Consider the following 14,913-nt stretch of genomic DNA (forward strand, 5'->3'; position numbering starts at 1 on the left):
GGAAAATAGCACAAAAGTGTTGAAAGGGCCTCCGGTTTCCGGAGGTTCTTTTTTTGCGAAAAAGGCGCGAATTGCGTTAAAAAAAAGCCCCGCGATTATCGCGGGACTTTTTCTTAATGGTTTATCGCGGGGCGCTGCGCTTACTGCAAATCTCTCTGCAGGACTTCGATCTTTGCCTTAGACCATTCTTCGAAATCGTCTGCGGCAATGTGGTCCTTGGCTTCCTGCATCAGGTGCAGATAGAAGTGAAGGTTATGAATGCTTGCCAGAGTAAAGCCCAGGCTTTCGCCTGCGTGGTGCAAGTGGCGTAGGTAGGCGCGGCTGAAGTTTCGGCAGCAGTAGCAATCGCAATTAGGATCCACGGGCTTGTCGTATTCTTCGGCGTGGCGGGCGGCCTTATAGCGCAAAACGCCTTCGCTGGTGAAGAGCATGCCGTTTCTTGCATTACGGGTGGGCATCACGCAGTCGCACATGTCCACGCCTCTGCCGATAAGTTCCAGCAGGTTCCAGGGAGTGCCGACGCCCATCACATAGCGGGCGTGGTCCTTGGGGAGGTAGTCGGTGCAGAAATCTGCGATTTCGTACATGGTTTCCGTGGGTTCGCCTACGGAGAGGCCGCCCATAGCAAATCCATCGGGCTCCAGTTCCGCAATACGTTCGATGGCCTGTTTACGCAGGTGCTTATGCATACCGCCCTGCACAATGCCAAAGAACTTCTGTTCGTAACCGTGGATTTCCGGATTGGCCTTCAGCCAGTCCATGGCTTCCTTGGTCCACTTCAGGGTGAAATTCAGGCTATGTTCCGCTTCCTTCTCGGTGCTGGGGTAGGGGGTACACTCGTCAAAAGCCATGATGATGTCGGCGCCGATTTCGCGCTGGGCCTGCATCACGGTGGCGGGGCTGAAAAAGTGCTTGGAACCGTCCAGAATGCTTCTGAACTCCACGCCTTCGGGCTTGATCTTGCGCAAATCCTTCAAACTCCAGACCTGGAATCCACCGCTATCGGTCAAAACCGGGCGATCCCAGCTCATAAACTTGTGGATGCCGCCGGCGGCTGCGATCTTCGGGGTGGTGGGGCGCAGGTACAGGTGGTAGGTGTTTGCCAAGATAATTTCGGCCTTCAAGTCCTTAAGCTGGGCGGGAGTTACCGATTTTACGGTAGCTTCGGTGCCCACGGGCATGAAAATCGGCGTATGGATGTCGCCGTGGTCCGTATGGAGCACGCCCAGGCGTGCCTTGGACTTCTTGGAGGTCTTCAAAAGTTCAAAACGATTCATTATACGTAAAAGATAGCTTTTTTTCCAAAATTTCCCATAGTCCGCACACTGTTCCTTTTCATAGTCCGCACGCCGTTCCTAAACTTTGTAAACTTTTGGCCGTTGTCAATTTGTCCATAGAGATTGAATTTGTATGTGTTCTTTCATATTGGAATATGGGTAATTTATAGGTGGGATGGTCTGCGTGGTGCAGCTTTCCCGTGTATGGAGTGATGCATGAAAAACATGTTCAAGCGCTGTCTTGGGTTGACAGCAGCATTTGGTCTTGGCGTAAGTGCCCTGGCATATAACCCGATTTCTACCTATCATTACCTGGCTGACCCTGGTGCAGCCGCCGATGATGAATACTTTTACATCATTACGGACTCCGATGACCCGGCTCCGTACAATTCTAACGGTTATAAGATTTATGCCCTTTACGGCTTCCGCAGTAAGGACATGCAGAACTGGACTGACTTCGGTATCATCTATGATGCCCGTCAGATCAGCGGTATTAACGATATTTGGGCATCCGGCATTGCCGCAGATCCCAAGACTGGTAAGCTCTACATCGTGTTCCCCGATGGCGGTGGCGGCGGTATTGGTTACATCAAGGCCGATAGCATTGCCGGCCCGTGGTCCAACGCTGTAGGCCAGGGTAAGGATAAACTTGTTGGTGGTCGTGGCATTATCGGTTGCGATGGCGTTTCCTGGTGCTTTGACCCGGGTATCTTCATCGATGACGATGGTACTACCTATGTGACATGGGGTGGTGGCGAAAGCACTAGCCGCCCCAATACAGATAACTTTGACGTTGTGAAGCTGAATGATGCCAAGGACGCTCCGGTTGGTACAGGTTCTCATGTGAAGGTGAACGGCCTTTCTACTCGTAAGATGTTGGAAGCTTCCTACATCCATAAGCACAAGGGTACCTACTATTTCTCCTACAGTACCGGTTGGCAGCAGGGCGCACCTACCATTGACTATGGTATGGGTTCTAGCCCTATGGGCCCCTTTACTTGGAAGGGCACCATCCTTGGTGACCCCAGCATGAATGGCAGAAGCATTAACGGTAACAACAACCATCACGGTATTGCCGAATTTAAGGGCCATTCCTACGTTGTTTATCATGACCGTCGTATTGCCAAGGGCCACGATGGCTTGGAAATCATCCCGGCTGATGACGGCATGGCAAAGCCGAACGAAGGTTACCATCGTAGCGTTTCCGTGGACGAAATGTTCTACAATGCCGATGGTACCATCAAGCAGGTGGTTTGCACCAACGAAGGTCCGGAACAGATCGAAAACTTCGACCCGTACGATTGGTATCCGGCTCTTACCAGTTCTAAGCAGAGAGGCGTTCGTAGCCGTTCTCTCTGGTCTCCTGGTAAGGTTTCTGGTAGCCTCTTGCTGCCTCTTTCCACCAAGGAATCCTGGATCCGCGTTTCTGGCGTAGATTTCGGTACTGGTGCAACTGGTTTTGTTGTAGAAGCTGGTAGTGCTGCCAATGGCAACAAGATTGAAATCCGCAAGGGTTCTGCAACCGGTACCTTGGCTGGTACTTGCGAACTTAAGAATACTGGTTCTAAGACCTCCTATGCAGAAAACAAGTGCGAAGTCACAGGTCTTTCTGGCATTGTTGATCAGTTGTTCATGGTGTTCAAGGGTTCTCAGGACTCTACCATGGCCATCAAGGCATGGGGCTTCGAAGGCAGTGGTACCACTCCTCCGGAACCGCAGAAGCCGTTTGGTGGCAAGGCATGGGCTATTCCGGGTAAGATCGAAATGGAAAACTTCGATGTTCCGGGTGTAGGCCGTGGCGGCGATCTGAAGTCTTTCGAAGATAACGATGCTGAAAACCATGGTGATAGCGATTATCGTAAGGATGACGCTCCGTCTGTTGATCTTTACAAGAAGTCCAACAACCGCGTTGTCGTAGGCTACATCCAGAAGGATGAATGGCTGGAATACACCGTGAACGTAGCAAAGTCTGGCGACTACACCATGTTTGCTGCTGTAGCTTCCGATGGTGGCTCCTCCTTCAAGCTTTCTATGGATGGCAAGGACATCACCGAAGACGTGAAGGTTCCTGCAGCAAAGAAGGCTGAAGGCGAAGAACAGAACTTTGATGACTACAACAAGGTTCAGGCCAATGTGAAGCTGGAAGCTGGTGAACATATCCTCCGCTTCACCGCAACTGCTGACTGGTTCGATATCGACTACATCAACTTCGTTTCCGGTTCTGGTGCTGATGATGATCAGCCGCTTCCGGGTGATTCCACCGTGGTTCCGGGCGATACTACCGCTCCGGCAGACACTTCCCAGGCTATTGCGGGCTCTCTCCGCCTGGATATGAGCTCTGCAGCCATGTACGACGTGTTCGGCCTCAATGGTCAGAAGTTGGCTTCCTTCCGTGCAAACAGCTTTGCTGAAGCTCGTGACATGTGGAAGTCCTCTTCCAAGGGCGCTCAGGGCGTTAGCCTGATCCGCAACCGCAGCACCGGCGTTATCAAGAAAATCCACTAAAAATCGTTAAAAACGGCGATTTTAGCCAAATTTTGGCTCCTGGGCCCATGCGACTCGGGAGCATTTCGTGCTTCCTATGGATAAAATGTCCATAAATGGTTGTTTGCTTAGTTCACTTTGGAATAATTATGGATTTAATTTAAAGATTAAGGGATTGGGTGGGGGATATTTTATATCCAAAAACTTCGGAGTGTGTATGAATATGAATTTTAAGAAAGCTCTACCGCGTGCTGTAGGTGCAACTCTCGTCGCTGGCCTCGCTACTTTTGGCCTTGCTGACAATCCGCTTTCCACTTATCACTATCTGGCAGACCCTTCTGCAGCTTCTGATGGTGATACCTTCTACGTCTTGACCGACGTGGATGATCATTCTCCCCAGGAAAACTATAACTACGACATCGTCGGTCTGAATGCATTCTCTTCTGAAGACATGAAGAACTGGACCGACCATGGTATGATTTTCCGTTCCAAGCGTGAATTCGGTGACTATCCGAATAACACCTGGGCTTCCGGCATTGCTGTCCACAAGGGCCGTATCTACATCGTTTATCCTAACGGTGCTAGTGGCGTGGGTATGATTACTGCCGACAATATTGCAGGTCCTTATCGTGATCCGGTTAAGGAAACTCATGGCGTGAACTACATCGCTGCCCACTATGGCTCCAGCGTGATTGGTGGCTGCGATAACATCGCTCACTGCTTTGACCCGGGTATCTTTATCGAAGAAGATGGTACCGGCTATGTGGTTTTCGGTGGCGGCGAAAATAATCAGCGTCCCTATGGTAACAACCTGGATATCATCAAGTTTACCGATAACAACGGCAAGATTACCGTCGACAAGAATTCTCTTACCAGAATCAATGCACCGGGTTCCTTCGAAGCTCCCTACATCCACAAAAAGGATAATACTTATTACTTGAGCTTCAATACCCTGCCGCAGGTGATTGACTATAGTATGTCCAGCAAAATTATGGGTCCCTACAACTTTGTGGGTACTGTAATTCCGGGCATTTCCGCTGTACCTGATGCTCACAACGAAGGTGGTAACAACCATCAGGGCTTTGCTGAATTCAAGGGCAAGTGGTACGCTGTTTATCATGACCGTCGCTTGGTCACTGCTGACGAACATCCGGGTTCCTGTACCCAGGCAGGCGTCTGCACCAACAGCCCCAACAAGGAAAACCATCGTAGCGTTTCTATCGATGAACTCACTTGGAACGGCGACAAGATGAACAAGCTTTCCTTCACCCGTGAAGGTCCTAAGCAGATCAAGAACTTTGACCCGTACAGAACTTACAAGGCTTTGACCAGCTCCAAGCAGCGCAACGTTCGTAGCCGTACCGACTGGACCAAGGGTCAGGCTGTTAAGCATGTGCTTACTCCGCTTGGCACCAAGGAATCCTGGATTCGCGTGACTGGCGTTGACTTCGGCAATGGTGCAGAAAATGTTCGTATCAAGGCTGCTAACGTTGGCGATGGCAACAAGATTGAAATCCGTAAGGGTAGCGTTACCGGTACTTTGGCTGGTACTTGCGAACTTGCAAAGACCAGCGGTTGGCAGGCCTATACTGACAACGATTGCGAATTGAAGGGCTTGTCCGGTGTTGTTGACCAGTTGTTCTTCGTGTTCAAGGGCTCCAAGGACTCCACCATGGGTATTCTCGAATGGGAATTCCAGGGCACCAAGCGTGAACCGGAACCTCAGACTCCGTTTGGCGGCAAGGCAACTCCGATTCCGGGTAAGCTGGAAATGGAAAACTTTGACGAACCGGGCTACGGCGCAGGTAACGATTCCTACTACGAAAACGATGAAGAAGACCATGGCGAAACCGAATACCGTAAGGGTACAGGCGTAGATATCTACAAGAAGGCTACCGGTTACATCGTTGGCTACAACCAGAAGGGTGAATGGCTTGAATACACAGTGAATGTTGCCAAGGATGGCGACTACACTATGTACGCCGCAGTTGCTTCTGCAAACGAAACTTCCGGCTTCCAGCTCTCCGTTGACGGCAAGGCTCTTACCGATACCATCATGGTTCCGAAGGCTGCATCTGGTGAAGAAAACTACGATGACTATAACAAGGTCAAGAGAAACATTTCTCTCACTGCTGGCTCTCATATCATCCGCTTCACCGTAACTGGCGACTGGATGGACATTGACTACATCAACTTCCTCGAAGGCAAGGACGCTCCGGATACCGAACCTATTCCTGGCAAGGAAGAAGAAAATCCTGACATGGCTATCGGATCTGTGCAGTTCAATGTGACTTCTGCTGCAGAATACAATGTCTTCGATCTCCAGGGCCACCTGAAGGGCACTGTAAGCCTCACCGGCAAGAATGCGGTTCAGGTTCTGAATGCAGCTGGCTTTGCCAAGGGCGTGTACATGCTCAAGCAGGTTAGCGGCTCCAAGAAGATGCTGGTGAACTCTGCCAAGTAATCTTGTTGGATGGTCGCCCGCGCGGCGATAATACATTCGCCTGGTCGGGACCTTCTAGCTAACGAAAATTAAAAGACCTCCCGATGTTCGGGAGGTTCTTTTGTGCTTTCTAAATCGTCATCCTGGAGCCTCGTTGAGGCGGTAGGATCAAAAAAGAAAAACTCAGCATTTCTGCTGAGTTTTTCTTCTGCGGTCGGACAGACTTGAACTGTCATGGGATCGCTCCCACTAGCACCTCAAGCTAGCGTGTCTACCAATTCCACCACGACCGCGAGGTCCTTAACGGAACGGCACAAAGATAACAACATTTTGATTTTTTGTAAATGTGAAGGGGAGAATCTTTCTGAAAAAATCTTTGGTAAAAGTCCGCAAAATGAAACTGTGGGAAAGCATAGTCGTGAAATTTTTGCAGAAAACAAAGTTTGCATTAAAAAGAAAAACTCAGCATTTCTGCTGAGTTTTTCTTCTGCGGTCGGACAGACTTGAACTGTCATGGGATCGCTCCCACTAGCACCTCAAGCTAGCGTGTCTACCAATTCCACCACGACCGCGAGGTCCTTAACGGAACGGCTCAAAGATAACTAATAACTGAAATCTTGTAAAGGGTTTTTGCTCAAAAAATATGACTTTTTTTTTGTCATCCCGACCCGGGATTTCCTTTACTTAACTTCAGCTACCAACTTGTCGAAGACCTGTCCACGAACCTTGTAGTTCTTGAAAAGGCCGAAGCTTGCACAGGCGGGGCTCATGATGACGGTGCCGCCTTCGCCGATGTTAAGGCTGTCTGCGAAAGCTTCTTCGAGAGTGGGGAAGATTGCCGTCTGGATGCCTGCTGCGTCCACACCAGCCTTCTTCAGGTCGTCAAGCATACGTTCGGCGGTTGCGCCAATCAAAGCCACACGCTTCAGGTTGGGGCGATCCTTCACCAGGATTTCGCTGAGTTCTGTAAAGTCTGCGTTCTTTTCGGAACCGCCCAGAATCAGTGCGAAGGGACGCTTCATGCTGCCAGTTGCTGCGATGGTTGCGTCGGGGCGTGTGGCGTAGCTGTCGTTGTAGAATTCGATGCCATTCTTTTCTCCCTTGAATTCCATACGGAAGGGGAGGGTTTCATAGCTCTTCAATGCTTCGAAGGCGTCTGCAACCTTGATGCCCAGGGCGGTACATGCCAAAGTAGCTGCTGCCATGTTTTCCAGCTGGTAGATGCCGCGGACCTTGCAGTCGCTCAAGTACAGCTTGTCGCTACCGATGGTCAGAACGGAACCGTCAATATTTGCATCGCCGTCGCCGAAGCTTACTGCCAGCTTATTGCGGGCCGGGCTTTCACTTGCAATCTTTGCGGTAGGTGCGGCGTCCTTCAGGTACACGCAGGTGCCGTTAGCCTTCTGCCAACGCACCAGGTTGGCCTTGGCGTCGCGGTATTCTTCAACAGTCTTGTGCCAGTCCAAGTGCTCGGTGGAGACACGCAACACCACGCCCACATCCGGAGAAAGAGACAAAGTCATCAACTGGAAGCTGGACAATTCCAGAATGCTGATGCGGTCTGCAGAATCGTCTTCCAGCAAATCAAGAGCGGGCACGCCAAAGTTGCCGCCGATGATGTTTGCCTTGCCGCACTTATCAAGAATGTGGCTGATCATGCTGACGGTGCTGCCTTTGCCCAAGGTTCCGGTAACGCCGACCACCTTGTTGGACTTAGTTTGTTCCAAGAACAACTGGATCTGGCTAGTCATCATGCCACCGTTCATCTGGAACTTGAACAGTTCCTGACTCATGGGGTACACGCCTGCGGAACGTACCACGGTAACGCAATCCTTAAGACCGTCCATGTATTTTTCGCCGCTGCAAACCTTTACGTTCACGCCGGCAGGAACTTCCGGCAAGTTCACCGGGTTCTTGTCCATCACGACAATGTCCTTGACGCCTTCACGGAACAGGTAACGCAAAGTGCTCTGGCCTTCAACGCCAAAGCCGAGAATACCAACAGGAGAAACCAAATTGTTGTTCATATCAAACCTTTATCTTCAAATGTCATCCCGGCCTCAGAGCCGGGATCTCCTTTTCAACAATGAAAATTTAGCAATCAATTACCAGAAGTGTGCACCGATGCCTAAACCGAAGTTGCTGTAGAAACCATTTCCGGGGAGCCATTCGATGGAGAATCGTGCCTTTAAAGAAAGATATGCCATGACTCCAAATTCACCCGGACTAGATTCCATGAGAAATCTGAAATCAAGCTGGGAACCCAACATAACGGGACCTTCAAATGCCCCACCGATAAATGGCTGGAACTTCAGTCGCTTGCTGTCGTAAAGGTCTAATCCTAAGGTCATCCCTACATTCTCCCATTTGGGATATAGTTTCTTGTTGTCATCATTTTTTTTGTTGTCGTCAGAATGTTGGCGCTCGCTGGTTTCGCAGCCTCCGAAGAACGGGGTGAAAATTAATATGTCTTTCTGAATGGGAACAGCGATAAAGAACTCCCCTGCATCGTGAAGAATAACCCTTGAGACAAAAACCTCAACGCCAATGCCTCCGGTGTAGGGCTTGCCGTACACGGTTTTTTCGTTTTCGTCAAGGCGATTGTACTCGCTCTGCAATTTCCCGAGTATGTTGGAGACGTGTTTTGTTGATGGCGAATTGGGGTATGTTGTCGTGAACGCTTTTACCGTATTGATGATTTGTAGCAACGTCTCTTTTTTGGGAAGGTAAATGATGGGGTAGCCCAGTACGGATATATGGGCGTCTTCGTGATGACCTGGGCTGAAGATTGTTTTCTGGTATCTAGTTCTTGCCTTGGCGAATTGCGCGAGTGAAATTAATACTTTCGCTAAGTCCTTCGTCTCTTGAGAAACCTCGGCTTTTCTAACCTTTTTCAATATTCTGACTGTTGAGGCGGAATCGTTAAAGTCCAGGAACTCGTTTAAAAAATCAGACAAGTCGTCGACGGCGCACAAACTGCTGTGCATGCACTTTGTGTACAAAATGTTCTTGGAGACGTTTTCGGGGCGATTGGGGTGGATTGTAACATCTCTTTCTAGGGAAAGAGCGTTTGCCCATAAAGCTAAAGCCTCTTCGTAGCGGCCAATGTATAGCGCTAACTGGATGTATTCGATGCTTGTTAAAAGTATCGATTTTTTGCTGGCTGGATGTTCATCCAGAAATTGTTCGGCGATCTGAAAATCCTTGGCCTTAAGCGCTTCCATTACTTGATCGCGGCTTGCGGCCATTGCGCGTTCTGTTGGTATGCTAGGGGGTGGGGCGGAACCCGGCTCATCTATGGCGAAGCAAACGCTTGTCAAACAAAATAAAATCAGAAATAATATGGATCGAATCTTGCGCATAGCTAACTCCCAAAATCAATAAATCCTAAACCAATCTTCTTTAAAACTACAAAATGCCCGTGTGCGAAATGCTGATTATGCACAAAAAAGAAGCCCAGTCTTTCGACTGGACTTCTTACTGCGGTCGGACAGACTTGAACTGTCATGGGATCGCTCCCACTAGCACCTCAAGCTAGCGTGTCTACCAATTCCACCACGACCGCGTGGTTGCTGCCCGCGTGCTTTTGCACTATCGTTCAGCAACTATAAAGCTTCTGAGAAACTTTATTACTCAGCTGCGGGAGCCGGAGCTTCTGCGGCCGGAGCAACTTCAACAGCCGGAGCTGCTGCAGGTGCGCCGAAGTCAGCGGGGAGAGCCGGAACTTCCGGAGCCTGCTGAGCTGCGTTTTCGCGGGTTGCCTTCTGCATTGCGGATTCTTCCACAGTCTGATCCTGCTTAGCAACGATGAGACCGAGGCCGATAACCACGATGAAGAAAATGACTGCAACGACGCGGGTCAACTTCTGGATGAAGGTTGCTGCACCAGCGGTGGAGAAAGCAGACTGAGAAGTCATGCCACCGAGACCTGCAAGGCCGCCCATCTTGTCGTTCTGAACGAGAACGAGGAGCATGAGGAACAAGCAGAGGAATACGTGGAGGACGATACCAATCCAAAAGAGAGTTGTCATAACGTTTATACCTTGAGTAGTTTAAAGTTTCGTTTCGAAGGAAATTACTTAGCTTCTGCAGCTGCGATGATTTCCATGAAGGTAGCAGCCTTGAGGCCTGCACCACCAATCAAACCACCGTCGATGTCCTTCTGAGCGAGGAGGCCAGCAGCGTTAGCACCCTTCATGGAGCCACCGTACTGGATGCGCATGCCTTCAGCAATTGCTTCGCCGTAGATTTCCTTAACAACGGAACGTACGAAAGCCTGGGTATCCTGAGCCTGTTCGTCGGTAGCGGTAACGCCTGTACCGATTGCCCAAACCGGTTCGTAAGCGAGAACGCACTTAGCAGCGTCTTCAGCGGAAACGCCTTCGAAAGCGCCCTTAACCTGAGTGGAAAGAACAGCTTCGAGCTTGCCGCCGTTACGTTCGTCGAGGGTTTCGCCAATGCAGATGATCGGCTTCATGCCAGCTTCGAGAGTCTTCTTGACCTTGAGGTTGACGGTTTCTTCGGTTTCGTGGAAGTACTGACGCTGTTCGGAGTGACCGATGATGATGTATTCTGCGCCGATTTCCTTAACCATGTCAACGGAAACCTTACCAGTGTATGCGCCCTGGTCCTTCCAGTGGATGTCCTGGATAGCGAGCTTAACGTTGGTGCCCTTAACAACGTCTGCAACCTTAGCAGCAGCGAGGTAGGTCGGAGCGATGACGACTTCAGTCTTCTTCACGTCCTTGACGGCTTCAACGATGTCCTTAGCGAGCTGAACGGATTCGCTAACGGTCTTGTTCATCTTCCAGTTACCAGCAATGATATACTGACGCATAATTAACTCCTTGGTGGGTTTAAAATTTAACGAGCGATAATTTAGTAAAAAAAAGACCGCCAGGGGAGGTCCGGGCGGCTTTTTGTATAGAAATTAGTAGTTAGAGCTATACTTGGAAGTGGGAGCGGGGGATCCACCGTAGCGGTCGCCTTCGATCTTTTCCAAGATAAGTTCGTCTTCGTAACCCTTCAGGCGTGCCTGGTCGGGGTGCTTCCAGATCAAACGGGTGATGAGCTTGCCGTCGCGGGTGTAGTATTCCCAGATCTTGCCTTCACCGGTTTCGAGATCGGGAGGTCCCCAAAGGAGGTTCACCATGTCATTGGTCATACCTTCTTCGATGTAGCCCTGCTTGAAAACGTCCTTCAAGCGCTTGTCGATGCCCATACTTTCCTTAATGGCAAAGTATTCGCGTTCGTATTCGTTCTGGCCAACGCCACGTTCGATCAAGATCGGGGAAGAGTAACGGCTGTTACATCCCCAGAACATGAGGGCGCTGATACCGAGCACGCACAGATGAGAAAGCTTCATAATAGTTCCTTTAAACTTTGTTGACCACAAAATAAGAATTATATCGCCGAATGGAAGAAAAAATTTTTAATTTTACATTGAAATGACGGACTTTAAGAGCATTTTCAAGAAATTTTTGCTTTCTACGGCGCTGCTGACTGCCAGTGCCGGTGCAGATGGCTTTGATGTTGACGCCCAAAAAGTCCTTCGATATGGCCCGAACCTGTCTGTGAACTTAACTGGAAATACCCCCTTCGTGTGGGGCCAGTGGCTACCTCAGGCTTTGGGTGAAGTCCATTATTCCTGGCTCGAACCCATGGATGAACTTTCCTATGGTGACAAGCCTGATCAGGCTGCATCCTATTGGCGTGTAGATGCCGCGGCGGAATTAAGCCCATTTTTCGGCGGCTACAAGCTTGGTCTCGGATTCCGCCCCTTCAGAAGCCGTTGGCTGTTTGAATTGAATGCGACCTACGAAAGCTACCTGTATTTCCGCTCCAACGTGGAGATGGTGACTGCTGAAGTTGCCGGTAGCGGCGAAATTGCCCGCACGTGGAATGCGGACCACATTACCGATAACGTGTGGAAGGATGACTCCAAGTGGGATTATGCCCAGCAGATCGACTTTAGCATCAGTTTCGGCTACATGTTTTCCAAGGGTTCCGTCCTTGGCATGAACCTGCATTACCTCTTGACCGACATCAGTACCGATTTCAACGGCAAGAGCTATGACTTTGAATTGAACATGCCTGTGTTCAGCCGTGATTTCATTATTGTCATGGAATGTTTCGGCCGAGTTCCTGTATCTGAACACTTGGCTTTTGTCTTTGAATCCAACTACTACAGAACGGGTTACCTGCGTAGCAAAAATACTGTTGAAAAGGAATCCCTTGGTTACGGAAAGGCCATGGTCGGTCCCCATGTTTCCTGGGATAACGGCTTACAGAGTGTTACCTTGCAAATCGGCGGTTGGCGACGTGTGGGTAAGACCTTCTATAACGGATCACTCTCGCAGAAGTTCCTGGTTCAGTTTGAGTATCAGTGGAATTTTTCTTTCCCCTCTCACAGGGATCTTTCTGAATAAATCAGGCTCCTCGAACTTGGGGCGCTTTTCCACATTCTTCTTGAGAGGATCTGATTCCAAGGCCTGGATAGGGTAGGCGGAACGGATCCAAAGTTCACCACTATATTGTTCGCTTTCCAACTTGACAAGTGTTGGCAGTGCTTCGCCGGAATAGATTTTCCATTGACGGATGGTGAATGTTCGGGCTTCCTTGCGGGCTCCCTTCATCGTTACGCGGGAAGGCTGCGGCAGGGAGTCGGCCACCAGACTCCACCACATGTTGGAAAATGCGGTAGAAAGGATGTTGGGCTTTTGTTCCGACGGATCCTTGCACAGGAACTGTCCATTTGCCAGAAGTTCCATGTCGTCCAGCTTCAGCGGAGTTTCGCCGATAGTTTCCTTCAGATGGTGCAGTCCTAGCTGGCGCTTGATTTTTGCGTCGGGGAACACCAGGTAACGGTGTGCTCCTGCAGTCACGAAATTGAACTGTGGACGATTGGGGAGATGCACAAAGAAAGTGTCCAAACTTTCGGGGTGATGACGCCATTCTGCGTAAAGGTTGGAACGGGAGTTCTTTGCGTTTACGAAATGGCCTTCGATGTTGACCACCATGGCGGATTCCAGCAGAAAATGGGGACAGGAATTCTGACCCATGGCTGCGGTAGCGACGAATGCGCTGAATATGGCGGAAACTGTTAAACCCCTAAGCATGCCGAATAAAATAGTAAAAAATGAAAAAGCTATGACGCGCAAACGGAAAACCCCGGCGGAATCCAATGGCTAAAAGATTCAACCGGGGTTTTGTTTTTTCAGGAAGAAAATTTTTTCACTGCGTAAGGCAGTTCTAAAGAACCTCGAGAAGATTTCGTCTTGCGGGGAGGAGGCCCAGCTCGGAGTTGCGAAGGCCGCAGGGCCTCACTCCCCAGCACCCCTCCTCCACCTGGCACAAGTGCCAACTTCTCGGCTCGGCAATATCTATGCAAGCATGGATGCTGCACTCGCCTTACTAAGTTGTGGCCGTCGCGCAAGCGGGAAAAGGACGTTATCGTGGGTGAGTCCTGCTTTTTCTCTACTCGAAATGAAAAATCATTTGTAAGGCAAGGCAGTTCTAAAGAACCTCGGGAAGATTTCGTCTTGCGGGGGAGGGCAAAGAGCTTCGCAAGGAATTCGTCTTTGTGGTTCTTTAGAACGAGACTTTAGAACTATGCTTCGTCGGCGGAAAGCTCGATACCGTCGTCGGCAGAAAGTGCGTCACCTTCGTTAAGCTTGAAGAGCTCGACGTCCTTCATGCTTTCGCGAATCTTGGTTTCGATTTCGTCGCAGAGTTCAGCATTGTCCTTCAAGAAGAGACGAGCATTTTCGCGACCCTGACCGATGCGTTCGTTGTTGTAGCTGAACCAGGAACCGCTCTTCTGGATGATGTCCATTTCGGTGGCGAGATCCAGGATGGAAGCTTCGCGGGAAATGCCGCAACCATAGAGGATGTCGAATTCGCACTGGGTGAACGGGGCTGCAACCTTGTTCTTTACGATCTTGACGCGGGTACGGTTACCGATAACATCTTCGCCGTCCTTGATGGCGGCGATGCGACGGATGTCGATACGCTGGGTGGCGTAGAACTTAAGGGCATTACCACCGGTGGTGGTTTCGGGGTTGCCGAACATGACGCCGATCTTCATGCGCAGCTGGTTGATGAACAGCATGCAGGTGTTGGACTTGGAGAGAATGCCGGTGAGCTTACGCAGAGCCTGGGACATGAGGCGAGCCTGGAGGCCCACGTGGTTGTCGCCCATTTCGCCGTTGATTTCAGCCTGGGGAACAAGTGCTGCCACAGAGTCAATCACGATAATGTCGATGGCGCCGGAGCGAACGAGAGTTTCGGCGATATCAAGGGCCTGTTCACCAGTATCCGGCTGGGAAACCAGGAGGGATTCGATATCGACACCCAACTTGCGTGCGTAGACTGCGTCGAAAGCGTGTTCTGCATCGATGAATGCTGCAACGCCGCCCAGTTTCTGGGCTTCTGCAATGGCGTGGAGGGTAAGAGTGGTCTTACCGGAGGATTCGGGGCCGTAAATTTCAATGATACGGCCGCGGGGGAAACCGCCTACGCCGAGGGCCATGTCCAACTGGATACAACCGGACGGAATGACCGGGATATCTTCAATGGGCTGCTGTCCGAGAGCCATGATAGAACCTTTACCATAATTCTTTTCAATCTGGGCGATGGCAGCTTCGACTGCTTTTGCCTTGTCTGCGGAAAGGTTACCTGTTGCGCTATTTGTCTTCTTAGTCATGTTTG

The 14,913-nt window shown here is 50.3% G+C and carries 12 protein-coding genes and 3 tRNA genes; 3 read left to right on the forward strand and 12 right to left on the reverse strand.

What is annotated here, in order from left to right:
* Positions 1 to 140 precede the first annotated feature (140 nt).
* Positions 141 to 1,277: a tRNA guanosine(34) transglycosylase Tgt gene (gene tgt, locus MJZ25_08540; protein MCQ2124216.1), complete on the reverse strand. Its 1,137-nt coding sequence runs from the start codon at positions 1,275 to 1,277 to the stop codon at positions 141 to 143.
* A gap of 216 nt (positions 1,278 to 1,493) precedes the next feature.
* Between tgt and MJZ25_08545 the strand changes: the two genes are divergently transcribed.
* Entirely contained in the window at positions 1,494 to 3,782 is a 2,289-nt protein-coding gene (locus MJZ25_08545) for a carbohydrate-binding protein (GenBank protein ID MCQ2124217.1), read from the forward strand.
* A 196-nt stretch (positions 3,783 to 3,978) separates the two neighbouring features.
* Entirely contained in the window at positions 3,979 to 6,225 is a 2,247-nt protein-coding gene (locus MJZ25_08550; GenBank protein ID MCQ2124218.1) for a carbohydrate-binding protein, read from the forward strand.
* A gap of 68 nt (positions 6,226 to 6,293) precedes the next feature.
* Here the strand turns inward: MJZ25_08550 and MJZ25_08555 are convergent, their stop codons facing one another.
* From MJZ25_08555 to MJZ25_08595, 9 genes are all read right to left on the reverse strand, one after another.
* The gene (locus tag MJZ25_08555) at positions 6,294 to 6,440 is read right to left on the reverse strand and encodes a hypothetical protein (protein MCQ2124219.1); all 147 of its coding nucleotides are present in this window, start codon (positions 6,438 to 6,440) and stop codon (positions 6,294 to 6,296) included.
* Positions 6,414 to 6,497 (reverse strand) — tRNA-Leu (locus tag MJZ25_08560). Before MJZ25_08560 ends, MJZ25_08555 begins: the two co-directional genes overlap by 27 nt.
* A gap of 195 nt (positions 6,498 to 6,692) precedes the next feature.
* Positions 6,693 to 6,776, reverse strand: a tRNA-Leu gene (locus MJZ25_08565).
* A 108-nt stretch (positions 6,777 to 6,884) separates the two neighbouring features.
* Positions 6,885 to 8,231 (reverse strand): UDP-N-acetylmuramoyl-L-alanine--D-glutamate ligase, encoded by a 1,347-nt coding sequence (murD, locus tag MJZ25_08570; protein MCQ2124220.1) that lies wholly within the window; start codon positions 8,229 to 8,231, stop codon positions 6,885 to 6,887.
* Positions 8,232 to 8,309: 78 nt separating this feature from the next.
* On the reverse strand, positions 8,310 to 9,566 hold the full coding sequence (locus MJZ25_08575; protein ID MCQ2124221.1) for a hypothetical protein: 1,257 nt from the start codon (positions 9,564 to 9,566) through the stop codon (positions 8,310 to 8,312).
* 119 nt (positions 9,567 to 9,685) lie between these two features.
* A tRNA-Leu gene (locus MJZ25_08580) sits at positions 9,686 to 9,769 on the reverse strand.
* A 64-nt stretch (positions 9,770 to 9,833) separates the two neighbouring features.
* A complete protein-coding gene (secG, locus tag MJZ25_08585; GenBank protein ID MCQ2124222.1) occupies positions 9,834 to 10,235 on the reverse strand; it encodes a preprotein translocase subunit SecG in 402 nt (133 codons plus the stop codon).
* 44 nt (positions 10,236 to 10,279) lie between these two features.
* Positions 10,280 to 11,041 carry a triose-phosphate isomerase gene (tpiA, locus tag MJZ25_08590; protein MCQ2124223.1) on the reverse strand — a complete coding sequence of 254 codons (762 nt, stop codon included), beginning with the start codon at positions 11,039 to 11,041 and terminating at the stop codon, positions 10,280 to 10,282.
* A gap of 93 nt (positions 11,042 to 11,134) precedes the next feature.
* The gene (locus tag MJZ25_08595; GenBank protein ID MCQ2124224.1) at positions 11,135 to 11,569 is read right to left on the reverse strand and encodes a hypothetical protein; all 435 of its coding nucleotides are present in this window, start codon (positions 11,567 to 11,569) and stop codon (positions 11,135 to 11,137) included.
* Positions 11,570 to 11,651: 82 nt separating this feature from the next.
* On the opposite strand from MJZ25_08595, the gene MJZ25_08600 reads away from it, so the two are divergent.
* Positions 11,652 to 12,632, forward strand: a complete 981-nt coding sequence (locus tag MJZ25_08600; protein MCQ2124225.1) for a hypothetical protein — start codon at positions 11,652 to 11,654, stop codon at positions 12,630 to 12,632.
* Here the strand turns inward: MJZ25_08600 and MJZ25_08605 are convergent.
* The gene (locus MJZ25_08605; protein ID MCQ2124226.1) at positions 12,552 to 13,322 is read right to left on the reverse strand and encodes a hypothetical protein; all 771 of its coding nucleotides are present in this window, start codon (positions 13,320 to 13,322) and stop codon (positions 12,552 to 12,554) included. The two genes, MJZ25_08600 and MJZ25_08605, sit on opposite strands and share 81 nt — an antisense overlap.
* Positions 13,323 to 13,813: 491 nt before the next feature.
* A complete protein-coding gene (gene recA / locus MJZ25_08610) occupies positions 13,814 to 14,908 on the reverse strand; it encodes a recombinase RecA (GenBank protein MCQ2124227.1) in 1,095 nt (364 codons plus the stop codon).
* Between the last annotated feature and the right edge of the window lie 5 nt (positions 14,909 to 14,913).

It is taken from the genome of Fibrobacter sp. (assembly GCA_024399065.1).
Taxonomy (GTDB): domain Bacteria; phylum Fibrobacterota; class Fibrobacteria; order Fibrobacterales; family Fibrobacteraceae; genus Fibrobacter.